This window comes from Caballeronia sp. AZ7_KS35 (assembly GCF_023631045.1).
Lineage (GTDB): Bacteria > Pseudomonadota > Gammaproteobacteria > Burkholderiales > Burkholderiaceae > Caballeronia > Caballeronia zhejiangensis.
In genome coordinates, this window is the sequence record NZ_JALQDV010000001.1 from 1,143,188 (window position 1) to 1,166,494 (window position 23,307).

Genomic DNA, 23,307 nt, shown 5'->3' on the forward strand with positions numbered 1-23,307 from the left:
CGCGGCGATTGAAACGACCGGGCGCGGACGATGAAAACAACACTGGTCAAGGCAGTCACGATTTCGATGCTGTGCGTGTCGTGCGCGGCCCACGCGGACGACAAGGAATGCGATTACAAGCGCGACTGGATGTCGTCGGCGTGCCAGCGCGTGATGCGCGTCGCGCATGAAGGCACCTGGGATCTTTACGTGACGGGCTACGGCTGGCACATCAACGGCTTCGACAATCGCAGCGAACTGAATCCGTGGTCGTGGGGCGGCGGCGCGGGCAAGCACTGGACCGACGCGAACGGTAACGAAGACATCCTGTTCGCATTCGCCTTTTCCGATTCGCATCACAATTTCGAGCCGATCGGCGGCTACGCGCGCCAGTGGTACACGAAGCCGGTGCTCGGCGGATTGCAGGCGGGCGGCGGATTCGTCGTCGGCTTCACGGCGCGCAGCGACATCGCGCATTACCTGCCGTTGCCGCTCGCGCTGCCGATCGGCTCGATCCGCTACCGGAGCACGTCGGTGATGGCGACGATCATCCCGCACATTCCCGGTCTCAACGACGGGAACGTCGCCTTCTTCTGGGGCCGCTACGAGTTCTAGTACGATGCCTTTTTGATACGCCTGTCTTTCGCATCGACTGAAAGGTGTACTGAGGAAATCGAAAGGCAATAGCAGGGAACGCAACTTGAACACGACTCATACATTCGACGCCCGCGAGCGCCCGGCGAAGCGCAACGAACCGGCGCCGCCGGGATTCATCAGCGCATTCAGCTTCGCGGGCGGCGAGGCGTTGCGGCTGACGTGGGACGAAGCGCGCGCAGCCGTCGCCGGAGATGGCCCGACGTGGCTGCATCTGTCCGCGAACGACGACGCCGTCGAAGGCTGGCTCGAAGGCGTCACGTCGATGCCGGACGTCGCGCGCGAATTCCTGAACGGCGAGGACAAGCGTCCGCGCGTGCATATCGGATCGAACTTCATGTATGGCGTCGTCGCGGACCTGGAGCTCGTCGCGAAGACGCCGGACGCCACCGCGCCCGATGCCCGCGAGGCGAACCGCGCGACCGGCGCGCTGCGCTTTTACGTCGACCGGCATCGCATGATCACGGTGCGCGCGCGGCCGCTGCAATCGACCGACCGGCTGCGTCACGCCGTGCTCGAAGGCGCGATGTTCCGCGATACCGTCGATCTTTTCGCGGGCCTGATCCGCGCGCTGAACGACACTTTCGCGGATCGCATCGACGAAATCGGCGACTGTCTCGACGATGTCGAGGAAAGCGTGCTCGAAGGCGGCCACGCCAGGTGCCGCTCCGTGCTCGGCGACGTGCGTCGGCGGCTCGTGGAAGTGCGGCGCTTCATCGATCCCGAGCGCAATGCGCTCACGCAGCTCGTCTTGCGCAAGCTCGAATGGGCCGAGCCGCGTTCGATGGAAGCGCTCGTGCAGGCGATCCAGGTGCTGAACGGCCTGGGCGGCGGTCTGGAAGGGCTGTACGAACGCGCGAAGCTGTTGCAGGACGAGATCGCCGCGGCGCTTTCGGAGGACATCAACCGCAAGCTGCTGTGGCTCGCGATCATGTCCGCCTTGCTCTTGCCCGCGACGCTCGTGACCGGCATTTTCGGCATGAACGTGGCCGGTTTGCCCGGCACGAAAGATCCGGCGTCGTTCTGGATCGTGGTGGGCGTGATGGCGTGCTGCGCCGCCATCACGATCTTTCTGTTGCGCCGCTTGCGGCTCTGGTAACGCTTCAGGCGCGCCGCTTATTCGGCGGGGCCGGGCGGCGCGAGCACTTCGCGGTTGCCGTTGCTGCCCATCGGCGAGACGAGGCCTGCTGCTTCCATCTGCTCGACGAGCCGCGCCGCGCGGTTATAGCCGATGCGCAATTGCCGCTGCACCGACGAAATCGACGCGCGCCGCGTACGCACGACGAATGCGACAGCTTCGTCGTAGAGCGGATCGGCTTCGGCATCGGACGAATCGCCGAAAAGATCCTGCGTGCCGCCGCCTTCGGGCGTCGGTCCGGACAGAATGCCTTCCTCGTACTCCGGTTCGCCGAACTGCTTCAGATGTTCGACCACGCGATGCACTTCCTCGTCCGCGACGAACGCGCCGTGCACGCGCTGCGGGTAGCCGGTGCCGGGCGGCAGGAACAGCATGTCGCCCGCGCCGAGCAGCGATTCCGCGCCCATCTGGTCGAGAATCGTGCGCGAATCGATCTTGGATGACACCTGAAACGCCACGCGCGTCGGAATATTCGCCTTGATGAGGCCAGTGATGACGTCCACCGATGGCCGCTGCGTCGCGAGAATCAGATGGATGCCGGCCGCGCGCGCCTTTTGCGCGAGACGCGCGATCAGTTGCTCGATCTGCTTGCCCGCGACCATCATCAGATCGGCGAGTTCGTCGATGACCACGACGATGAGCGGCAGCGTCGAGAGCGGCTCGGGCGCATCGGGCGTGAGCGAGAACGGGTTCGTGAGCTTCTTGCCGGCGGCTTCGGTGTTGCGGATTTTCTGGTTGAAGCCCTGCAAATTGCGCACGCCGACCGCCGACATCAGCCGGTAACGCTTTTCCATTTCGCCGACGCACCAGTTGAGCGCGTTCGACGCGAGCTTCATGTCGGTGACGACGGGCGCGAGCAGATGCGGAATGCCTTCGTAGACGGAAAGCTCCAGCATCTTCGGGTCGATCATGATGAGGCGCACGTCCTCGGGCTTCGCCTTGTAGAGCAGCGAGAGGATCATCGCGTTGATCGCGACCGACTTGCCCGAGCCCGTCGTGCCCGCGACCAGCATGTGCGGCGCCTTCGCGAGATCCGTCACGACCGGATTGCCGATGATGTCCTTGCCCATCGCGATCGTCAGATTCGACTTCGAGTTGCGGTACACGTCGTCTTCGAGGATCTCCGAAAGGCGGATCATCTGGCGTTTCGGATTAGGCAGTTCGAGGCCCATGCAGGTCTTGCCGGGAATCGTCTCGACGACGCGAATCGACGTAAGGCCGAGGCCGCGCGACAAATCCTTCATCAAGCCGACGATCTGGCTGCCGCGCACGCCGAGCGCGGGTTCGACCTCGAAGCGCGTGATGACCGGACCCGCCGACGCGCCGACGACCGTGACCGGCACCTTGAATTCCTGAAGGCGCTGCTCGATGAGCAGGCCGGTTTCGTTCAGACGCTCCTCGGAGACTGGCTCGACTTCATCGGATGCGGGTTCGAGCAGATCGAGCGTCGGCAATTCCACCGCCGATGCGTGCGGCGCGTGGAATTCGAATTCCGTCGGCGCGGAACCGCGTACCGGCGGGCGCGGTTCGGGCGCCGGGCTCGGCTGATTCACCACGGGCGCAGCGGCGGGCGCGGCGACCGCTGGCAGCGGCGCGACCGGCGCGGCGGCGATTACCGGAAAGCGCACGATGTTCGACGGCGTCGCGAACTCGTCGCCCGATGCCTGCTGTTCGGCGACCGGTTGTTCATCTTCGGCGGGCATTTCGTCCGGCTCATCGACCACTCGAAGCAGCGATGGGGGAGGGGGCTCGCCTTGCTCGTCGGCGGGCTCGGGCGCGTCCAGCCAAGGCGGCGTTTGCGCAAGATCGCGCAGGTCCGGCTCGGGCTCGGGTTCTCGCTCCCGGACCACAGGCGCGGGTTCTGCCGTCGTTGCGTCCGGGCGAGGCAGCGGCGGTTCGGACGGCAAATCGATGCGCGCCGGCTCCGGCATCGCAGTTTCTTCCGCTTCCTCTTCGACGGCCTCGATCGCGGGCGGCGTGTCGGGCTCGGAGGCCGCGAATTCGGGAATCGACGGCTCGGGCAGACGCATGTCGAAAAGCGGCGGCGGTTCGACGAGCGCGGGCGCGATGACGTGCGCGTCGATCGACGGCGGATCGATGCGCTCATCGATTTCCTGCACGTCCACGAGCGGCGTCACTTCCGGCGCCGTTTCGACGATGCTTTTCACGGGCGCCGCCAGCTCCGGTACGTCGGCGGCCGGCTGGACTTCGGGCTGCGCGGCGCGCGCCATCGCCACATGCCCGCGCGCGAGACTCGCGCCCGCGAGTGACGTCCACATCGCGGTCTTCTCTTCGATCGAGCGCAGCGCCGCCTGGATGGCTTCGGGCGCGGGCGGCGGCGTCGGCGGTCCGAGCGGCGCGGCAGGACGCGAGAACGCGGGCGCGGCGAGCGGCGAGGGCGCGAACTCGCGCGTCGAAACGGCTGCGGCGGCTGCGGCCGGACGCGCCGGGGGACGCCTGAAGCCCTGCGGGGCTTGCGTCACAGGCGACCGGCGTGACGCGCCGGGATTCGTGGCGACGGATGTCGACATGCTCGCCACGCCCGTCGATCGCTGCGCGGGCATCGATGTCGCCGGACTGCGCGGGCGATCCACGCGCGGCGCTAGAGGCGGCGTCTGGACGCGCGGCTTGTCGACGGCGACGGATGCGCGCAAGCCCGATCCGGAAGGCTCGAACGCCGACGCCTGACGCGGCGCAAACGGCGCGCGGGCCTCGCGATTCGCCGCCGATGGCGACGAATTCAACCAGCCCGAAGGCGCCATCGGCTCGGTCTGCGTCACGGGAGGAGCGACGCCTGCGGCCTCGAAGGCGGGGCGTTTCGCGTACGCCTCGGCCGTGGCGACGGCGCTCGCGGCGGCCGCCACCGTGCGGCTCGCGCCGCTCTTGCCGGTCGCGGGCGGGCGCCACGCCGTCGGCCGCTGATAACGTGTGCTGCGATGACCGGTCGGCAGACCGAGCGTCGGCTCGTCGGGCAAGGTGCGCGGCGTCGGCGAATCGAAACGCTCGGCGCGATGGGCGCGTTCCTGCGAATCGCGTGCGGTCTTCGCGCGGGCGCGCCGTTCGAACCAGTTCGCCGTCTTGTCACGCGTTTTGTCGCGCGCCTTGTCACGGGTCGTCGACTGTTGCCGCGACTCGCTTTCGCGTTCGCGGGGCGTGAGCCAGCTTTGCGGCAGGCCGAAGCCGAACGCTTCGTCGGCCCATGCGAGCACCGAGCGCCAGCTGAATTCGATCAGCCAGGGCAGAAAGATGGCGAGCACGAGCGCCGCGATCGCGCCCGCGCCGGCCAGATGCGCCGGGCCGCTCAGCGCCGCGGCGAGCGCGAGTCCGATGCGATTGATGTTCGCCTGCGTTTCGAGCGAGTTTGCGAGCGCGCCTTCGAGCGTGCTGCTCGCGATCAGCACGGCGACAAACCCGATCCAGAGGCGGATCGTTCCGGGGCCGCGCACGCCTGCGCCGCCGGGCAGCGCCTGTTTGACGATGCGCCAGAAGAGCGGAAGGAACCAGACGACCGATGCACCGAACCAGCCGAGAACTACCATGTGCATGCTTGAGATTGAATCAATGTTGGGTGAAACAAATGAGACTGCTGCCCGGCCGCAGCGATATCGCCGGTCGGCCGGGCTGTTCGATCGAGCAGTTTAACGGCTGGCGCACGCGCACGACGTTCCTGCCGCGAGTACGCAACACATCATTTCCCACGTGGCGCGAAGGTGAGCACCTGACCGTCGTCGAGCGTCAGTTGCAGCGCTTGCGGCGGATTCATCTGCACGCCGCTCTTCGCGACGTGTGCGAGCGCGTCGAGATACGGCCGCTCGAGCGCCGCGCCCGCGCCGGACACGCACGCCATCCGCGTGCCGGCGAGCGGACCGAACGTGAGCTTGCCGTTCTTCAGCTCGTAGGCGCCCGCAAAGCGGTTGCAGCCCGAGAAGCCGCTCGCCTGACGGCGTCCGTTCGCGGTAGAGAAATCGAGCGTGAGCGGCTGTGCGTTGTTCTCGCCCGCGTGCGGGACGGCGCGCGACTGGCCGCTCGCATCGGTCCAGCTCGTGAGCGCCCATTGCGTGTCGTCGAGCAGTTGCGTGGCGGCAGGATTATAGGGATCGGTGGGCGGGGCGCTTGCATCGGTGTGCTTCGGCATCGCGCAGCCGGCGACGACGCTCGCCGCGACCACGAGCGCGCACGTGCGGGAGACCAGCGCGAGCGCCTTCTTGCGGCGCCACAGCGGATTTGACGATGAGCGCGGCGAGGTAAGCGCGGACGCGCGAGGGAAGTGCGTGGGCATCGATGATCCTGAAGCTGGCGAAAGCGTAAGGGTATCGCACGCGTCCTGTGATTTGTCCAGCGCCGCGATGCAACAAAATGACTGGCTGCGCTTTCGGGAGCTTGCCATCGATCGGAAACGCGCCGGGAATTCCGACGCGCATTCGCCTGTCAATAGGCCGAACGGCAAAGTGTCGCCGCTGGTGCTGCGTGTTAACATCGCGCCCAATTCAGCCGCTTTGCGCCTCGCTGACCTCACCACCCGATTCTGGAGCACTCATGCAGACCGATCCACGCCGCACCGGCGCCACGCGCCTCGGCACGCCGCTTTCTCCCAATGCCACGCGCGTGATGCTGCTCGGCGCGGGCGAACTCGGCAAGGAAGTGATCATCGCATTGCAGCGGCTGGGCGTCGAAGTGATCGCGGTGGACCGGTACGCGAACGCGCCGGGGCATCAGGTCGCGCATCGCGCGCACGTGATCGACATGACCGACGCCGCCGCGCTGCGCGCGCTCGTCGAGAAGGAGCAGCCGCATCTGATCGTGCCGGAGATCGAGGCGATCGCGACCGAAGCGCTCGCCGATATCGAATCGGCCGGGCTCGCAACCGTCATCCCGACGGCGCGCGCCACGCAGCTCACGATGAATCGCGAAGGCATCCGGCGGCTCGCGGCCGAAGAACTGGGCTTGCCGACTTCGCCGTACGCGTTCGCGCAATCGCTCGACGAGATGAAGGCGGCGATCGCGAAGATCGGCTTTCCGTGCGTCGTGAAGCCGGTGATGTCGTCGTCGGGGAAAGGCCAGTCGGTGCTCAAAAGCGACGCCGACGTCGAACCCGCGTGGAACTACGCGATGGCGGGCGGGCGCGTGAATCACGGGCGCGTGATCGTCGAGGGCTTCATCGACTTCGAATACGAGATCACGCAGCTCACCGTGCGCGCGGCGGACCCCGCGAGCGGCGAGACGCAAACTTACTTCTGCGATCCGATCGGTCACGTTCAGGTCGCGGGCGATTACGTCGAGTCGTGGCAGCCGCAGGCGATGAGTCCGGCCGCGCTCGCCAAATCGCGCGATGTCGCCGCGAAGGTCGTGACCGCGCTCGGCGGGCGCGGACTCTTCGGCGTCGAACTCTTCGTGCGCGGCGACGACGTCTGGTTCTCCGAAGTGAGCCCGCGTCCGCACGACACCGGTCTCGTCACGCTCGCGACGCAACGTTTCTCCGAGTTCGAACTGCACGCGCGCGCGATCCTCGGCTTGCCCGTCGATACCGCTTTGCGCGCGCCCGGCGCGTCGGCCGTGATCTACGGCGGGCTGGATGAAGCGGGCATCGCGTTCGAGGGCGTCGCCGAAGCGCTCGCCGTGCCGGGCGCGGATCTGCGGCTTTTCGGCAAGCCGGAAAGTTTCGTGAAGCGCCGCATGGGCGTCGCGCTTGCAACGGGCGCCGACACCGGCGAAGCGCGCGAACGCGCGAAACTCGCAGCGTCGAAGGTGAGGCCGGTTTCGGCCAGATGACCGGCGCGCGCGCCGGCGGGAGCGAGCAAGTGAAATGGAAACCGATGTCCGCGCTCGTCGTGGTCTGCGTGGCGCTTTCGGGCTGCGGACTTGCGGCGGCGCCGTGCCGGATCGCGTCGGCGGGACTGAAAATCGTGCCGGTGGTCGGGCATGTCGCTGCCGCGCCGACCGACGCATGCGCGGAAGTCATCGACCCTTGAGCGCTGCCTCGCGCACCAAACACAAGTGAATCGAACGATGAAAAAACCGATTGCGATCATGCTCGCGTTGCTCGGCGCCCAGGCGGCGCTCGCCATGCCGCTCACCGTGCCGCAGATCCAGACCGCGTCGACGCAGACCACGCGCTACGACTGCAAGGACGGCAAAAGCGTGTCCGTTCAATACACGAACACGCGCAACCATCAGAGCTTCGCGGCGTTGACCGTCGACGGACGTAAGCTCCTGTTCGTCAACGTGATCGCGGGATCGGGCGCGAAATACGTCGCCGATCAATATACGTGGTGGACCAAGGGCCCGCAGGCGAATCTCTACGATGAGATGGCCGCGAAAGATTCGCCGACGCTGCTCGCCGATTGCGAGGCGCGCAAGAAATAGGCGCGCCGCTTGCTGTACGCTCCGGGTGCGCTCTCGCGCCGCCGGAGCGCCTCGGCGCGCGGTGCTACAATGTGCGGCTTTCCGGCTGTAAAAATCGCGGCCGGATCGAGTCCAGAATTTCCGGCATCGCCGTTCGATGCCGATTGAGCGGGCACATGGGCGTCGAGCGCCCGGCCGCTTTGGAAGACAGATCGCGCGATGCCGCGTGCCTTGAAGGCGTCATCGAAGCCGTGTTCCATCGGAACGCCGGCGCGCGGATCGAAACGGAGCAATGAGCGGGGCGTGATGCTCGATTGACCGGCCGCCCCGTCCAGCGCGCGCACCTTGCGCTTGACCGACGCGCCGCGTGCACCAACGAAACCATCCGCGTAAGCAACCGATCGCGACGATCGACCGAAACAACCGACCGAGTTTTTTACGCGCGCCGCATCGTGCGGCATTTTAGCGAAAGCCAATATAGTCACCATGTCCGATTCCGTCGCCACGAACACGTCCACCGCACCGGCCGCAGCGCCGACGTTCGACCAGTTCGGTTTGTCCGCCGACATCCTGAAAGCGGTGCGCGAGTCCGGCTACACGACGCCCACGCCGATTCAGGCGCAGGCCATTCCCGTCGTCCTCGCGGGCCGCGACGTCATGGGCGCCGCGCAGACCGGCACCGGCAAGACCGCGAGTTTCTCGCTGCCGATCATCCAGCGGCTCTTGCCGAGCGCGAACACGAGTGCCTCGCCCGCGCGTCATCCGGTGCGCGCGCTGATGCTCACGCCGACGCGCGAGCTCGCTGACCAGGTCGCCGCCAACGTGCAGACGTACTCGAAGCACACGCCGCTGCGCAGCACGGTCGTGTTCGGCGGCGTCGACATGAATCCGCAGTCCGACGCGTTGCGCCGTGGCGTCGAGATCCTGATCGCGACGCCGGGCCGTCTGCTCGATCACGTTCAGCAGAAGACGGTGAATCTCGGTCAGGTTCAGATGCTCGTGCTCGACGAAGCCGATCGCATGCTGGACATGGGCTTTCTGCCCGATCTCCAGCGCATCCTGAATCTGCTGCCGAAGGAACGTCAGACGCTGCTGTTCTCGGCGACGTTCTCGCCGGAAATCAAGAAGCTCGCGTCCACGTATCTGCGCAATCCGCAGACGATCGAAGTCGCGCGCAGCAATTCGACGAATGCGAACGTGCGCCAGATCGTCTACGAAGTGCACGAGAGCGACAAATCCGGCGCGGTCGCGCAGCTCATCCGCGAGCGCGAACTGAAGCAGGTGATCGTTTTCTGCAATAGCAAGATCGGCGCGAGCCGCCTCGCGCGCGTGCTGGAGAAGGACGGCATCGTCGCGACGGCGATTCACGGCGACCGCTCGCAGAGCGAACGCATGCAGGCGCTCGACGCGTTCAAGCGCGGCGAGATCGAGGCGCTCGTCGCCACCGACGTCGCCGCGCGCGGTCTCGATATCGCCGAATTGCCGGCGGTCATCAACTTCGATCTGCCGTTCAACGCGGAAGATTACGTGCACCGCATCGGCCGGACCGGGCGCGCGGGCGCATCGGGCGATGCGCTGTCGCTGTGCAGCGCGAACGAGCGCAAGCAGCTCGCCGACATCGAGAAGCTGATCAAGCGTCCGCTCCAGGTCGAGCCGCTCGAAGTGACGATTCGCGCGCGCCGCGACGCATCGGCGCCGCGTCGTGACGAGCGATTCGGTCGACCGGAGCGCACGGAGCATCGGCATTCGCCGCGCGACGAGTCGGGTCCGCGCCGCCGCACGACGGGCACGCACGATCGCCCGCGCGGCCGTCAGCAGCCCATCGACGAATTTTTCCTAAAGCCGTACGAGCCGTCGCCCTCGGCGATGAAGCGTCAGGAAGAAACGGTCGAGCCCGAGCGCAAGAGCGCGCCGAAGCAGCCGCTCGCGGCGTTGCTCGGCGGTCTGGGCATGCCGCGCAAGTCGTGATTTCCGTTGCGCTTCGAATCGAAAGAGGCAGCCCGCGCGGCTGCCTTTTTTGCGTCTAGCGCGCGAAACGCTTCGCCCATTCCGCCGTTGCGGCGCTGTAGAACGTTTCCAGCGATGCGGCCGGCGCTTCGATGCCCAGATGCCGCGCCGCTTCGACGAGCGCATCGAGCGGCGCGTTGCGATCGAGCGGCGCCGCGCCCGTCTGCTTGCTCAGCTTTTCGCCGATGCCGTTGTTGACCACAGGCACATGCAGGTATTCCGGCGTCGGCACGCCAAGGCACTGCTGCAAGTAGATTTGCCGCGCGGTCGAATCGAGCAGGTCGGCGCCGCGCACGACGTGGGTGATGCCGGCATCGGCATCGTCGACGACGACCGCGAGCTGATAGGCCCACAGTCCATCGGCGCGTTTCAGCGCGAAATCGCCGACTTCGGTGGCGAGATCCTGCGTCTGCGCGCCTTGCCAGCGATCGACGAACCTGACGACTGCCGCGTCGCCGTCCGGCACGCGCAGCCGCCACGCGCGCGCGGGTTTGCCGTGCAGGCCGGTGCGGCACGTTCCCGGATAGGCGAGCGTCGCATGGCGCGCGTGGGCGTTCACCAGCGAGTCGGCGATTTCGCGGCGCGTGCAACCACACGGATAGATGAGACCCGTCGCCTGAAGACGCTCGAACGCGGCGCGATACGCGTCGCCGCGCGCGCTCTGCCAGACGGGCGGCTCGTCCGAGTGCATGCCGAAGTGTTCGAGCGTCGCGAGGATTTCATCGGCGGCGCCGGGAACCGTGCGCGGTGCGTCGACATCTTCGACGCGCACGATCCAGCGTCCGCCGTGCGCGCGCGCATCGAGAAAACTCGCGAGCGCGCTGACGAGCGAGCCCGCATGCAGCGGGCCGGTGGGTGAGGGCGCAAATCGTCCCCGATAAATCATTACGCGGCGGCGCCGACCTTCGCGTCGGGATGGCACGCCGGGCACGCCTCGCCCGGCTTGTAGAACGGCGACTGCTGATCTTCGACCGACACCACCGCGCGGCAGCCGAAACATTGTGCGGTTGCGGTCGGCTGCAGGTTCGGATCGAGCGCCGTGCGGTAATCGAACACGAAGCACTCGCCGTTGTAGTGCGCGCCGCCGACTTCCTCGAAATACTTCAGAATGCCGCCTTCAAGCTGATAAACATGCTCGATGCCCACTTCCTTCATGTGAATCGCGGCTTTCTCGCAGCGAATCCCGCCGGTGCAGAACGACACGACCGTCTTGCCGTCCAGATCCGCCCGATTCTGCTCGATCACTTCAGGAAACTCGCTGAACTTCGTGATGCGGTAGTCGAGCGCGTTGTCGAACGTGCCGACATCGACCTCGAATGCGTTGCGCGTGTCGAGCATCACGACAGGACGTCCTTCGTCGTCGTGGCCGCGGTCGAGCCAGGCTTTGAGCGTGGGCGCGTCGACGGACGGCGCGCGGCCGAGTTCCGGCTTGATCGCGGGCTTCTTCATCGTGATGATTTCGCGCTTGAGCTTCACCAGCATGCGGCGAAACGGCTGCTTCGCGGAAAGGCTTTCCTTGAATTGCAGATCGGCGAAGCGGCCGCCGAAGAGCGCGTCCGTGCGGATGTAGTCGATGAACTCGCGGACCTCGGCGACCGGCCCAGCGATGAACAGATTGATGCCCTCCGGCGCCAGCAGAATCGTGCCCTTCAGACCGAGCGCGTTGCAGCGTTCGGTGACGAGCGGCCGCCACGCGGGGCCGTCTTCGATGGTGACGAATTTATAGGCGGAGAGATTCAGGATGCTCATGATCGGATGACGCGCAAAACGGCTGTGACGGGTAAAAAGTGCGGGCGAAAATCGCGCGCAAAACACGTATTATCCCGCAAACGGCCCGCATCTTCGCCGGATTCCCGCTGTCGCGTCGCGAAGCCTTGCGCACGCGCAATTCCGGGCGCGGCGCGGGCCTTATCCGTTCGGCTAACGCGCCCTTCGGCGCCGGTTCAGCCGATGGCCCGCATGTACAATACCGCCATGTCAGATCCCCGCTTCGTTCATCTCCGCGTCCACTCCGAATTCTCGATCGCCGACGGCATCGTGCGGCTGGACGACGTCGTCAAGGCTGCCGCAAAAGACGGGCAAGGCGCGCTCGCGCTGACCGATCTCGGCAACGCATTCGGTCTCGTGCGCTTCTATAAGGAAGCGCGCGGCATGGGCGTGAAGCCCATCGCCGGTTGCGACGTCTGGATTACCAATCCCGCCGATCGCGACAAGCCTTCGCGCCTCCTGTTACTCGTTCGCGACAAACAGGGCTACCTCAACCTGTGCGAGCTGTTGAGCCGCGCGTGGCTCACGAACCAGTATCGCGGCCGCGCCGAGGTGATGGTCGAATGGCTCGAAGAAGGGCTAGCAACGGGACTGCTCGCGCTTTCGGGCGCGCAGGGCGGAGATATCGGCATGGCGCTCGCAGCGGGCAACGTGCAATCCGCGCAACGCAACGCCGAGCGCTGGACGAAGCTCTTTCCGAACGCGTTCTACATCGAACTGCAGCGCGCCGGGCAGCCGGGCGAGCAGGCTTACGTGCAGGAAGCGGTCAAGCTCGCGGCTAAGCTGAAGTTGCCGGTCGTCGCGACGCATCCGATGCAGTTCATGACGCCCGACGACTTCACCGCGCACGAAGCGCGCGTGTGCATCTCCGAAGGCGATATCCTCGCGAATCCGCGTCGGCAGAAGCGCTTCACGCAGGACCAGTATTTCCGCACGCAGGACGAGATGTGCGCGCTCTTCGCGGACATTCCGTCGGCGCTCGCGAACACTGTCGAGATCGCGAAGCGCTGCAATCTGACGCTCGAACTCGGCAAGCCGAAGCTGCCGCTGTTCCCGACGCCCGACGGCATGTCGCTCGACGACTACCTCGTGCAGTTGTCGAAGGAAGGCCTCGAAGTCCGTCTGCAACAGCTTTATCCCGATGAAGCCGAACGCAGCGCGCAGCGCGAAACGTACTACGCGCGCCTCGATTTCGAATGCGGCACGATCATCAAGATGGGCTTTCCGGGCTACTTCCTGATCGTCGCCGACTTCATCATGTGGGCGAAGAACAATGGCGTGCCGGTCGGTCCGGGGCGGGGCTCGGGCGCGGGTTCGCTCGTCGCGTACGCGCTCGGCATCACCGATCTCGATCCGCTGCGCTACAACCTGCTGTTCGAGCGCTTCCTGAACCCGGAACGCGTGTCGATGCCCGACTTCGACATCGACTTCTGTCAGGAAGGGCGCGACCGCGTCATTCAGTACGTGAAGGGCAAGTACGGCGCGGATGCCGTGTCGCAGATCGCGACCTTCGGCACGATGGCGGCGAAGGCGGCGGTGCGCGACATCGGCCGCGTGCTCGATCTCGGCTACATGTTCACCGACGGCGTCGCGAAGCTGATTCCGTTCAAGCCGGGCAAGCACGTGACCATCGCGGACGCGATGAAGGAAGAGCCCACGCTTCAGGAACGCTTCGATTCCGAAGACGAAGTGCATCAACTGCTCGAACTCGCGCAGCGCGTTGAAGGGTTGACGCGTAACGTCGGCATGCACGCGGGCGGCGTGCTGATCGCGCCGGGCAAGCTCACGGACTTCTGCCCGCTCTACACGCAAGGCGAAGACGGCGGCGTCGTCAGTCAGTACGACAAGGACGACGTCGAAGCCGTCGGCCTCGTGAAGTTCGACTTTTTGGGCCTCACCACGCTGACGATTCTGGACTGGGCGGAGCGCTATATTCGCCGCCTCGATCCGTCGAAGAAGGACTGGAGCCTCGCGCAGGTTCCGCTCGACGATCCGGCCTCGTTCCAGATATTGAAGAAAGCGAACACCGTCGCCGTGTTCCAGCTGGAAAGCCGCGGCATGCAGGGCATGCTGAAGGACGCGCAGCCGGACCGCTTCGAGGACATCATCGCGCTGGTGGCGTTGTATCGGCCGGGCCCGATGGACCTGATCCCGAGCTTCTGCGCGCGCAAGCACGGGCGCGAGATCGTCGAATATCCGGATCCGCGCGTCGAACCTGTTCTGAAAGAGACCTACGGCATCATGGTCTATCAGGAGCAGGTGATGCAGATGGCGCAGATCATCGGCGGCTACTCGCTCGGCGGCGCGGACTTGCTGCGTCGCGCGATGGGCAAGAAAAAGCCCGAGGAAATGGCCAAGCATCGCGAGATTTTCGCGGAAGGCGCGGCGAAGAACGGCCTCACGCGCGAGAAGGCGGACGAGACCTTCGACCTGATGGAGAAGTTCGCCGGCTACGGCTTCAACAAGTCGCACGCGGCGGCGTATGCGTTGCTCGCGTATCACACGGCGTGGCTGAAGGCGCATCATCCGGCGGAATTCATGGCCGCCAACATGTCGCTCGCCATGGACGACACGGACAAGGTCAAGATCCTGTTCGAAGACTGCCTGGCGAACGGCATGGCGGTTTTGCCGCCCGATATCAACCAGTCGGCGTATCGCTTCGAACCGGTCGCGGAAGCCGATGGCGAGCGCTCGAAAACCATTCGCTACGGACTGGGTGCGGTGAAAGGCAGCGGCCAGAACGCAATCGAAGAGATTCTGCGTGCGCGCGAAGACGGCCCGTTCGTCGATCTGTTCGACTTCTGCGAGCGCATCGACCGTCGTGTCGTGAATCGGCGCACGGTGGAAGCGCTGATCCGCGCGGGCGCGTTCGATTCGATTCACGCGAATCGCGCGCAGTTGCTCGCCTCCGTCCCGATGGCGATGGAAGCCGCCGATCAGGCCGCCGCCAACGCAATGCAAGCCGGCCTCTTCGACATGGGCGACGCGCCGCTCGCGAAGCACGAGTACGTCGACGAAGCCGAGTGGTCCGACAAGAAGCGTCTGCAGGAAGAAAAGACCGCGCTCGGCTTCTATCTGTCGGGCCATCTGTTCGATGCCTACAAGGGTGAAGTGCGCCGCTTCGTGCGCCAGAAGATCGGCGAGCTAAAGGAAGGGCGCGACAAGCTCATCGCGGGCGTGATCTCCGCCATGCGCACGCAGATGACCCAGCGCGGCAAGATGCTGATCGTGAATCTCGACGATGGCAGCGGCCAATGCGAAGTCACCGTCTTCAACGAGCAGTTCGAAGCGAACAAGGCGCTCTTCAAGGAAGACGAGCTGCTCGTCGTGCAGGGCATGGCGCGCAACGACGCGTTCACGGGCGGCATCCGTTTCACCGTCGATACGGCGATGGACCTCGAACGCGCGCGCAGCCGCTACGCGCAGTCGGTCAAGGTCGAGATGAACGGCAACGCCGATGCCTTGCGCCTGCGCCGCGTGCTCGAAGCGCATGCGGCGGGCGCGCAGGAAGCGCCGCCGCCCATGCCCGTGAAGGAGAACGGCCGCCAGCGTCAAAGCGCGCCGATTCCGAACGGCCTGAACGTGAGCATCGTCTATCGCAGCGAGCATGCCGAAGGCGAAGTGCGCCTCGGCGACGCGTGGCGCGTGAAGCCGACCGACGATCTCATCACGGCGCTGCGCGGCGAATTCGCGGGCAGCGCGATCGAAATCGTCTACTGATGCGGATCGGCATTTCGGCGAATGCGCTCAAGCATTCCGGCGGACTCGAACGCTACGCGATGGATCTCGTGCGCGGCCTCGCCGCCGCGGGCTTCGAAGGCAAGCGCAAGCCCGCGTTTTTCGCCCGCAAGATCGACACGTCGCTGCCCGAAAGCCGATTGATCGAGCCGCATCGCATCAAGGTGTCGTTTCTGCCGGGCAAGCTGCGCGACGCGTATTTCTCGTGGGCGCTCAAGCGTGCGCGCAAGAAGGCGAAGGTCGACGTGCTCATCGGCTGCAATCGCGTGGAAGGTTCCGAGATCGCCATTTGCGGCGGCACCCATATCGGCTTCCTGCGCGCGACCGGGCGGCGCGAGAAACCCTCGGACACGCGGCAGATCGCACTGGAGCGGCGTCAATACGCGCACGCGAACGTGGTCGTCGCGCATTCGGACATGATGAGCGACGAGTTGCGCGCGTTGTATGGCGTGGATATCCGCAAGATTCGCGTGCTTTATCCGCCCGTCGACGGCGCGCGATTCTCGCCCGTCGGTGCCGCTGCGCGTGCGCGTCTGCGCGAACAGTTCGGCTTCAAACCGGATGAAACCGTGCTGCTGTTTCCGTCGAGCAGCCACGAGCGCAAGGGCTTGCCGCTGATCGAGAAGGCGCTCGCCGGGATGAACGTCGTGATCGCCGTCGCGGGCCGCGCGCCCGAGAAGCCGGCAGCGAACGTGCGCTATGTCGGCTACGCGAAGAACATCGAAGATGCGTATCGCGCGGCGGATTTCACCATTCTTGCGTCGAGCTACGAGCCATTCGGACTCGTCGGCATCGAATCGGTGATGTCCGGGACGCCGGTGATCTTCCCGGCGTGCATCGGCTGTTGCGACGCCATTGCAGATCACGCGAAGCACGTCTTCAAACCTGGCGACGCCGACGATCTGCGCCGCACGGTGCAGGAGGCGATCGAAGCGCGGCGCGACGCCCCGCGCGCGCTAGCCGGCGCGGTGCGCTATGACGCGAGCGTCGAGTCGCATGTGCGCGCTTTGCTCGATCTCGCGCGTGACATCGATGCGAAGCGCTGAGCCAATCAGCGCGCTTCGTTGAGATGCGCCAGCTTCAGGAACCGGTAGTAGACCGTCTGCGCGTTGAATAGCGCGATCATGAAGCCGGTTTTGCCGTCCAGAAAGCCGCGGCGCAGCACGTAAGTCCGCACGAACGCCCACGCGCCGCGCGACACCGCGATGCCGAAGCTGCCGCGCTTTCCGGCCGCGTGGCGTTGTTGCGCACCCGCCGTCGAGTAGGCGTCGAGCTTGCGCAATACCGCTTCGAAATCCTCGTAGGAGTAGTGCATCAGCTTGCCGGAAAGGCGCACGACGGGCTTGCCGGTCGACAGCACGAGCCGCTCGTGCACGAGATCGGGCGAGAAGCGCGCCGTGCCGCGCCGGAACAGGCGCGGAATCCAGTCGGGATACCAGCCGCTGTGCTTCACCCATGTGCCGCAGAAGCTCGACAGGCGGTCGACCGCGTAGACGTCGGCTTGCGGATCGGTGATCGCGGCGCGGATCGAAGCGGCCAGTTCGGGCGACACGATCTCGTCGGCGTCGATGGACAGCACCCAGTCGGTCGAGAGCGCGTCGAGCGCGCGGTTCTTCTGCGGGCCGAAGCCTGGCCAGTCGCGCGCCACGATCACGCGCGCGCGATGCGCCTCGGCGATGCCCACGGTCGCATCGCTGCTGCCGCCGTCGACGACGACGATTTCATCGGCGAAGGAAACGGCCTGCAGGCATTGCGCGAGCCGCGCGGCCGCGTTGTGGGTGATGATGGCGATGCCGAGGGTTGGAAATGTCATGGTGCCTTTCGAGTGGCGCTAGCGCCTTGTTGTTCTGCCGGGCGCGACGCTCGCGCGCTCATCCGCGCACATGCCACTTCACGAAGAAGAACGGGGAAAGCAGCCACGGACACGTCGCATAGACGAACATTTTGACGCGAAAGCCGAAGTCCACGTCTTTCGACGCCATGACGAGCGCGAGCTTGCGCGCGAGCGAGCGCTCGCCGAACATCGCGCTGACATAGCTTTCGCGCGCGGACTTCTTCGCGAGCAGCGCGCGCATCGGGCCGCCGACGCCCACTTTCTCGGCATCGCTCACGAGCTGGCTCGTTTCGCCCGTACCGTTGACGTTCGCCAGCTTGATGCGCGCGACGAAATCCGCGGGCGTGCGCCATTTGCGCTTTCTCGACAGTCCGCCGCGCCGGTACTGCACGAGCGGTTCATGCAGCGTATGAGCGCCGTGACTCATGATCGCGCGAAACGTCATGATCTGGTCCTCACCGTAGATGCCGGGCGCGATCGGCCCGAATTCGTTGAAGAGACGCCGCGCCCAGGCATGCGCCGCGCCGACGACGTGCGGCCGGTTCCGCGACCAGTCTTCGAAGCTGCGGTAGCCGTCGAGGTCGGTCACGCGCAGCACGCCGTGCGCATTGCCGTCGGCGTCGATATCCTGCAGGTCCGTCGCGACGAGGTCGTAGCGCCTGTCGCTCGCGAGCCAGTCGCGCATCACGCGCTCGACGCGCTCGGGGCGGGAGATATCGTCTCCCGCCGCGATGAAGAGCATTTCCCCCGATGCGCGTGCCGCGAGCGCGCTCAGATGCGCGCTGATGCCGAGATTCTTCTCGTTGCGATAGAGGCGCACGGTGTGCGGGCCGCGATAATCGCGCACGCAGCGTTCGGCGACAGAGAAGGTGCCGTCGGCGGAGGCGTCGTCGGAAATGAGGATTTCGAGCGGCGTCCAGGTTTGGGCCAGCGCGCCGCGGATGGCGTCGGCGACGGTTTCTTCCTGATTGAACGTGATGAGCAGGAGGCTGGCGAGCGGTGCGTCCGGCTCTGTTTTAGGTGTCGCTGGCATTTCGGATTCACAACGCATGGAATGACCGGCATGCCTTCCCGGCGCGAGTCAGGCGTTCCGTGAGCGAAGAGCGTGCCAGGCGGCAACGGCTATAATATCGCGGGTTTTCGGGGCGCGCGACCGGAACGGCCGGTCGAACCCATGTCAGGTTCATCGATTTGGAAAAAATTCTGCGTTATGTCATCGCCGGCATGGTTTTGCTGGCGCCCGCGACCACACTGATCGTGCGCGGTGGAACCGGTTACTGCTTTTTCCTGTTGCTCGCTATTGCGCTCTTTGCCGGATTCAGCAAGCCGTTTCGGCTGAAGGGCGGTCTGCTCGTCACCGCTTATCCGTGGTACACCGCAGCCATGCTGTGCTTCATGGTTTATCTGCCGCTGCAACAGGCGATCGAAGGCTACTATCTGCCGCGTGAATTCGACGGCCTTTCGCGTCTGGCGCTGAGCCTGCCTATTTTTCTGCTGCTCGTGAATCTCCCGGTCCGCTACCTGAAGGCGCTCGGCTGGGGTTGCGCGCTGGGCGCGATCGGCGCGGGCCTCTGGGCCGTCGACAGCAACCTGCACATGACGATCAACGATCTCAATCGTCTCGGCAACGACTATACGAATCCGATTCCCTACGGCAATACGGCGCTCCTGCTCGGCTTTCTCTCAGTGATGACGATGCGCTGGGACGACTACCCCAACGTGCTCGTAAAACGCGTCGGTATTGCGATCAAGCTTTTGGGGCTCGCGGGCGGCGTGTATGCATCCTACTTGTCCGGCACGCGCGGCGGATGGCTCGCGATCCCGCTGTTCCTCGTGCTGTGCTCGCTCAATTTCGGCTGGATCAGGCGGCGACGACATTGGCTCGCCGCGTTGCTGGTCGCGATCGTGGCGATGTCCGCCTTGCTCGCGTCGCCGCTCGGCCGCGAACGCGTGATGGCGACGCGCTCGGATCTCGTGATGCTTTCGGAAGGCTCGGGCGCCTACAGTTCCATCGGTGCACGTTTGCAGCTCTGGCGCGCGTCGATCCATCTGTTCGAGGCGCATCCGCTGCTGGGCGTCGGTAAGGGGCATCTGGAGGCGTCGCTGAAAGAGATGGCGAACAAGGGCGAAGTTCCGGGCTTCATCGTCAATCAGCGCGCGCATAGCGAGTTCTTTTCGACGATATCCGAACTCGGCGCGGTGGGCGTCGTCTGTCTGACCTTGCTCTACTTCGGGCCGCTTCTGTATTTCGTGCGCTATCGGAAATCGCCGCAACGGGACGTTTCGACGGCCGCCTATTGCGGGATCGCGGTGTCGGGGTCGGTTATCATCTTCGGTTTGAGCATCGACGTGTTCACGGTGGTGATGAGCACGGCGCTCATCGCGCTTTTCTGGGCCGTGCTGCTCGCGGTCATCACACACGACACGCGCCAGCCGCAAGGCAACCCGGGCCGCGGTCCGATCGGCTGATCGGCGAGCCGTCCTGGCTGATGACGAAACCAACAAACCTTGCGCGACAGGCGATTCCGGCGCCGTGCGAAGTGGAGATACGCTCTTGAACAACCAGGCAAGTTTGCGCAAACCGATCGGCGGCGAGGAAAGCAGCTCGCCCATGGCCGTCATGAAACGGCTATGGCCGTATATCCGTCCGCTGCTCGGCATGGTGATGCTAGGCCTGCTGACGATGGGCATCGTCGCCGCGACCGAGGCCGGCATTCCGATGTTGCTCAAGCCGCTGCTCGACCATGGTTTCGGCTCGAAGAGCAGCGATCATGCGAAATGGCTCGTGCCCGCAGCGGTCATCGGCCTTGCGCTGGTGCGCGGCGGGGCACAATACGCATCGGGCTATTTTCTCTCCTACGTGACGAACAAGATCCTGCTGCAACTGCGGCTCGAAATGTTCCAGCGCATGATCCATACGAGCGCGGGCTTCTTTCAGCGCGAAACCGCGAGCACGGTCATCAACGCGATCGTCTTCGAGGTCAATCAGATCCTGAGCGTACTGCAGAGCGTGGTCGTGACGCTCGTGCGCGATTCGCTCACGGTCGTGTTCCTGCTCGGCTATCTGTTCATCCTCAACTGGCGGCTCACGCTGATCGTCGCGGTGATCCTGCCGGCGATCGGCTGGCTCGTCAGCAAGATCAACCGCCGGCTGCGGCGCCTGAATCGCGAGCATCAGTCGTTGACGAACGATCTGTCGTATATCGTCGAGGAGACGGTCGGCGGCTACAAAGTCGTCAAGGTGCACAACGGCGAGCCGTACGAAATCGACCGCTTCACGGAGATGAGCCAGCGGTTGCGCGGCTACTCGATGCGCATGCAAGTCTCGGGTGGTCTCGCGCAGCCGCTTACGCAGTTTCTCGCATCGATCGCGCTCGCCATCGTCATCACGATCGCGGTCGTACAATCGGCCAACGATCAGACGACGGTCGGCGGCTTCGTCGCGTTCGTCACGTCGATGCTGCTCGTGATCTCGCCGCTCAAGCATCTGATCGACATCAATCAGCCCTTGCAGCGCGGCATGACGGCGGCCGAGCTGATCTTCGGCCTGATCGACGAGCCGGCCGAGCCCGCTGGCGGCGGCCGGCGTCTCGAACGCGCGCGCGGCGAAGTCGAATTCCGCGACGTGTCGTTCAGCTATGGCTCGGTCGACCGGCCGACGCTCGATCGCGTGTCGTTCAAGGTCGCGCCGGGCGAGATGGTCGCGCTCGCGGGCCCCTCTGGTAGCGGCAAGACGACGCTCGTGAATCTACTGCCGCGCTTCTTCGATCCGCGCGCCGGCCAGTTGCTCGTCGATGGCGTGCCGATCAGCGAGTACAACCTGCACGACCTGCGCGGCCAGCTCGCGATGGTCAGCCAGGACGTCGTGCTCTTCAACGATACGATCGCCGCGAATGTCGCGTACGGGCAGACGCCGGACTCCGAACGCGTGATGTCGGCGCTGACGGCGGCGAATCTCGCGGATGTCGTCGCGTCCTTGCCGGACGGAATCAACACGCTCGTCGGCGGCAACGGCATGCGTCTGTCGGGCGGGCAGCGCCAGCGTCTCGCGATCGCGCGCGCGATCTACAAGGACGCGCCGATCCTGATTCTCGACGAGGCGACCTCGGCGCTGGACTCGGAATCGGAGCGGCACGTGCAGTCGGCGCTCGAGACGCTGATGAAAGGACGCACGACGCTCGTCATCGCGCACCGGCTCTCGACGATCGAGCGCGCCGACCGCATCCTCGTGATGGAAGCGGGGAAGATCGCGGAGCAGGGCAGTCATGCGGAGTTGCTGCGCAAGGACGGCTTGTACGCGCATCTGCATCGGATTCAGTATCAGCAGCAGGCGGCGTGAGGCAGTCGGCCTCGCTCGAATGACTCTGGGCGAGGCTACATCAACACGATGTCGTATTGCTCTTGCGACAAATTACTCTCCACCTGCAGCGAAACCGGCTTCCCGATGAAGTCCATCAGCATCGCCAGATGCTGCGATTCCTCTTCGAGAAACAGATCGATCACCTGCTGCGAAGCCACCACGCGAAACTCGCGCGGATTGAATTGCCGCGACTCGCGCATGATTTCGCGCAGCACGTCGTAGCAGACGGTGCGCGGCGTCTTCACCTGACCTTTGCCCTGACACACCGGACACGGCTCGCACAGCACGTGAGCCAGTGACTCGCGCGTGCGCTTTCGCGTCATCTCGACGAGCCCGAGCTGCGAAAAGCCGTTCACGGTCACGCGCGTTCTGTCGCGCGAGAGCGCCTTCTTCAGCTCGCCCAGCACCTGATCGCGATGCTCGACATTCTCCATGTCGATGAAATCGATGATGATGATCCCGCCGAGATTCCTCAAACGAAGTTGCCGCGCGATCGTATGCGCGGCTTCGAGATTGGTCTTGAAGATCGTGTCGTCGAAGTTGCGCGCGCCGACATACCCGCCCGTATTCACGTCGATGGTCGTCATCGCTTCGGTCTGGTCGATCATCAGATAGCCGCCCGACTTCAGATCGACGCGCCGCGACAGCGCCCGCTGAATCTCCGCCTCGATGTTGTACAGATCGAAGAGCGGCCGCTCGCCGGTGTAATGATGCAGACGCGACGCCACCGCCGGCGTGAACTCCGCGGCGAAATCCGCGAGCATTTGAAACGTCTCGCGCGAATCGACCTGAATACGCGTGGTTTCGTCGTTGACGAAATCGCGCAGCACGCGTTGCGCGAGGTTCAGATCCTGATAGAGCAGCGTGGTGGGCGGCACGCGCTGCGCTTGCGCGACGATCGTCGCCCAGGTCTTGCGCAAGTACGCCACGTCGGCCGCGAGTTCTTCGCTCGTCGCGTCTTCGGCGATGGTCCGCACGATGTAGCCGCCTTTCTCGTCGGCGGGCAGGACGGCGGTCAGTCGCGCGCGCACGGCCTCGCGCTCCGCTTCGCTCTCGATCTTCTGGGAGATGCCGATATGCGGCTCCTGCGGCAGATACACGAGCGTGCGTCCCGCGATGCTCACCTGCGTCGACAGGCGCGCGCCCTTGGTGCCGATCGGGTCTTTCACGACCTGCACCATCAGCGACTGACCTTCGAAGACGATCTTTTCGATCGGCGTATGCGGCTGTGAGTTATGCGGCTCGCCCGCGATGCGCGGATGCCAGATATCCGCCACATGAAGAAACGCGGCGCGCTCGAGACCGATGTCGATGAACGCGGACTGCATGCCCGGCAGCACGCGCACGACCTTGCCGAGATAGACGTTGCCGACGCGCCCGCGCGAAAGCGTGCGCTCGACGTGAAGCTCCTGAACGGCGCCTTGCTGAACCAGTGCGACGCGGCTTTCCTGGGGTGTGACGTTGATCAGGATTTCTTCGTTCATGGCC

18 protein-coding genes are annotated in these 23,307 nt (G+C 65.2%); 10 read left to right on the plus strand and 8 right to left on the minus strand.

What is annotated here, in order from left to right:
- Positions 1-30 precede the first annotated feature (30 nt).
- The gene (locus NCT05_RS05485; RefSeq protein WP_250501852.1) at positions 31-594 is read left to right on the plus strand and encodes an antimicrobial peptide resistance and lipid A acylation PagP; all 564 of its coding nucleotides are present in this window, start codon (positions 31-33) and stop codon (positions 592-594) included.
- Positions 595-679: 85 nt separating this feature from the next.
- Positions 680-1,732, plus strand: a complete 1,053-nt coding sequence (locus NCT05_RS05490) for a transporter (protein ID WP_008350659.1) — start codon at positions 680-682, stop codon at positions 1,730-1,732.
- A gap of 17 nt (positions 1,733-1,749) precedes the next feature.
- Here NCT05_RS05490 and NCT05_RS05495 read toward each other — a convergent pair whose 3' ends face one another.
- Together NCT05_RS05495 and NCT05_RS05500 are read right to left on the minus strand one after the other, a co-directional pair.
- Complete coding sequence (locus NCT05_RS05495) at positions 1,750-5,316, minus strand: DNA translocase FtsK (protein ID WP_250501853.1); 3,567 nt, start codon at positions 5,314-5,316, stop codon at positions 1,750-1,752.
- A 143-nt stretch (positions 5,317-5,459) separates the two neighbouring features.
- A complete protein-coding gene (locus tag NCT05_RS05500; RefSeq protein ID WP_250434302.1) occupies positions 5,460-6,050 on the minus strand; it encodes an META domain-containing protein in 591 nt (196 codons plus the stop codon).
- Positions 6,051-6,307: 257 nt separating this feature from the next.
- Between NCT05_RS05500 and purT the strand changes: the two genes are divergently transcribed.
- The 3 genes from purT to NCT05_RS05515 are packed head-to-tail and all read left to right on the plus strand — an operon-like array spanning position 6,308 to position 8,134.
- Positions 6,308-7,540 carry a formate-dependent phosphoribosylglycinamide formyltransferase gene (gene purT, locus NCT05_RS05505; RefSeq protein WP_008350653.1) on the plus strand — a complete coding sequence of 411 codons (1,233 nt, stop codon included), beginning with the start codon at positions 6,308-6,310 and terminating at the stop codon, positions 7,538-7,540.
- Positions 7,541-7,584: 44 nt separating this feature from the next.
- The gene (locus NCT05_RS05510; protein ID WP_308196654.1) at positions 7,585-7,740 is read left to right on the plus strand and encodes a DUF6726 family protein; all 156 of its coding nucleotides are present in this window, start codon (positions 7,585-7,587) and stop codon (positions 7,738-7,740) included.
- Between the two features lie 37 nt (positions 7,741-7,777).
- Positions 7,778-8,134 carry an MliC family protein gene (locus NCT05_RS05515; RefSeq protein ID WP_250501854.1) on the plus strand — a complete coding sequence of 119 codons (357 nt, stop codon included), beginning with the start codon at positions 7,778-7,780 and terminating at the stop codon, positions 8,132-8,134.
- Here the strand turns inward: NCT05_RS05515 and NCT05_RS05520 are convergent.
- Complete coding sequence (locus NCT05_RS05520; RefSeq protein ID WP_250501855.1) at positions 8,068-8,619, minus strand: hypothetical protein; 552 nt, start codon at positions 8,617-8,619, stop codon at positions 8,068-8,070. The two genes, NCT05_RS05515 and NCT05_RS05520, sit on opposite strands and share 67 nt — an antisense overlap.
- Between NCT05_RS05520 and NCT05_RS05525 the strand changes: the two genes are divergently transcribed.
- Positions 8,600-10,081, plus strand: coding sequence for a DEAD/DEAH box helicase (locus tag NCT05_RS05525; RefSeq protein WP_034471240.1), 1,482 nt, complete (start codon positions 8,600-8,602; stop codon positions 10,079-10,081). The genes NCT05_RS05520 and NCT05_RS05525 overlap by 20 nt on opposite strands.
- Before the next feature lie 55 nt (positions 10,082-10,136).
- Here NCT05_RS05525 and gluQRS read toward each other — a convergent pair whose 3' ends face one another.
- Both gluQRS and NCT05_RS05535 read right to left on the minus strand, forming a co-directional pair.
- Positions 10,137-11,006 (minus strand): tRNA glutamyl-Q(34) synthetase GluQRS, encoded by an 870-nt coding sequence (gene gluQRS, locus NCT05_RS05530; protein WP_008350646.1) that lies wholly within the window; start codon positions 11,004-11,006, stop codon positions 10,137-10,139.
- Positions 11,006-11,869: a sulfurtransferase gene (locus tag NCT05_RS05535; RefSeq protein WP_250501856.1), complete on the minus strand. Its 864-nt coding sequence runs from the start codon at positions 11,867-11,869 to the stop codon at positions 11,006-11,008. Before NCT05_RS05535 ends, gluQRS begins: the two co-directional genes overlap by 1 nt.
- Positions 11,870-12,079: 210 nt before the next feature.
- Between NCT05_RS05535 and dnaE the strand changes: the two genes are divergently transcribed.
- Both dnaE and NCT05_RS05545 read left to right on the plus strand, forming a co-directional pair.
- Positions 12,080-15,607, plus strand: coding sequence for a DNA polymerase III subunit alpha (gene dnaE / locus NCT05_RS05540; protein ID WP_502801772.1), 3,528 nt, complete (start codon positions 12,080-12,082; stop codon positions 15,605-15,607).
- Positions 15,607-16,671, plus strand: coding sequence for a glycosyltransferase family 4 protein (locus NCT05_RS05545; protein ID WP_250501858.1), 1,065 nt, complete (start codon positions 15,607-15,609; stop codon positions 16,669-16,671). The genes dnaE and NCT05_RS05545 overlap by 1 nt, the downstream gene beginning before the upstream one ends.
- A 5-nt stretch (positions 16,672-16,676) precedes the next feature.
- Here the strand turns inward: NCT05_RS05545 and NCT05_RS05550 are convergent, their stop codons facing one another.
- Together NCT05_RS05550 and NCT05_RS05555 are read right to left on the minus strand one after the other, a co-directional pair.
- Entirely contained in the window at positions 16,677-17,438 is a 762-nt protein-coding gene (locus NCT05_RS05550) for a glycosyltransferase family 2 protein (protein WP_008350638.1), read from the minus strand.
- A gap of 58 nt (positions 17,439-17,496) precedes the next feature.
- The gene (locus NCT05_RS05555) at positions 17,497-18,492 is read right to left on the minus strand and encodes a glycosyltransferase family 2 protein (RefSeq protein WP_033536667.1); all 996 of its coding nucleotides are present in this window, start codon (positions 18,490-18,492) and stop codon (positions 17,497-17,499) included.
- A 158-nt stretch (positions 18,493-18,650) separates the two neighbouring features.
- Between NCT05_RS05555 and NCT05_RS05560 the strand changes: the two genes are divergently transcribed.
- Both NCT05_RS05560 and msbA read left to right on the plus strand, forming a co-directional pair.
- The gene (locus NCT05_RS05560) at positions 18,651-19,928 is read left to right on the plus strand and encodes an O-antigen ligase family protein (RefSeq protein WP_250501859.1); all 1,278 of its coding nucleotides are present in this window, start codon (positions 18,651-18,653) and stop codon (positions 19,926-19,928) included.
- 142 nt (positions 19,929-20,070) lie between these two features.
- Positions 20,071-21,798 carry a lipid A export permease/ATP-binding protein MsbA gene (gene msbA / locus NCT05_RS05565; RefSeq protein WP_502801513.1) on the plus strand — a complete coding sequence of 576 codons (1,728 nt, stop codon included), beginning with the start codon at positions 20,071-20,073 and terminating at the stop codon, positions 21,796-21,798.
- Between the two features lie 35 nt (positions 21,799-21,833).
- Here msbA and rng read toward each other — a convergent pair whose 3' ends face one another.
- Positions 21,834-23,303 (minus strand): ribonuclease G, encoded by a 1,470-nt coding sequence (rng, locus tag NCT05_RS05570; RefSeq protein ID WP_008350634.1) that lies wholly within the window; start codon positions 23,301-23,303, stop codon positions 21,834-21,836.
- Positions 23,304-23,307 lie beyond the last annotated feature (4 nt).

Coding starts and splice junctions, on each gene's coding strand:
- purT (WP_008350653.1), top strand. CDS start 6,308: ATGCAGACCGATCCACGCCGCACCGGCGCCACGCGCCTCGGCACGCCG.
- NCT05_RS05525 (WP_034471240.1), top strand. CDS start 8,600: ATGTCCGATTCCGTCGCCACGAACACGTCCACCGCACCGGCCGCAGCG.
- NCT05_RS05535 (WP_250501856.1), bottom strand. CDS start 11,869: ATGAGCATCCTGAATCTCTCCGCCTATAAATTCGTCACCATCGAAGAC.
- msbA (WP_502801513.1), top strand. CDS start 20,071: ATGGCCGTCATGAAACGGCTATGGCCGTATATCCGTCCGCTGCTCGGC.
- NCT05_RS05510 (WP_308196654.1), top strand. CDS start 7,585: ATGTCCGCGCTCGTCGTGGTCTGCGTGGCGCTTTCGGGCTGCGGACTT.
- rng (WP_008350634.1), bottom strand. CDS start 23,303: ATGAACGAAGAAATCCTGATCAACGTCACACCCCAGGAAAGCCGCGTC.
- gluQRS (WP_008350646.1), bottom strand. CDS start 11,006: ATGATTTATCGGGGACGATTTGCGCCCTCACCCACCGGCCCGCTGCAT.
- NCT05_RS05545 (WP_250501858.1), top strand. CDS start 15,607: ATGCGGATCGGCATTTCGGCGAATGCGCTCAAGCATTCCGGCGGACTC.
- NCT05_RS05495 (WP_250501853.1), bottom strand. CDS start 5,316: ATGCACATGGTAGTTCTCGGCTGGTTCGGTGCATCGGTCGTCTGGTTC.
- NCT05_RS05485 (WP_250501852.1), top strand. CDS start 31: ATGAAAACAACACTGGTCAAGGCAGTCACGATTTCGATGCTGTGCGTG.
- NCT05_RS05550 (WP_008350638.1), bottom strand. CDS start 17,438: ATGACATTTCCAACCCTCGGCATCGCCATCATCACCCACAACGCGGCC.
- NCT05_RS05515 (WP_250501854.1), top strand. CDS start 7,778: ATGAAAAAACCGATTGCGATCATGCTCGCGTTGCTCGGCGCCCAGGCG.
- dnaE (WP_502801772.1), top strand. CDS start 12,080: ATGTACAATACCGCCATGTCAGATCCCCGCTTCGTTCATCTCCGCGTC.
- NCT05_RS05500 (WP_250434302.1), bottom strand. CDS start 6,050: ATGCCCACGCACTTCCCTCGCGCGTCCGCGCTTACCTCGCCGCGCTCA.
- NCT05_RS05555 (WP_033536667.1), bottom strand. CDS start 18,492: ATGCCAGCGACACCTAAAACAGAGCCGGACGCACCGCTCGCCAGCCTC.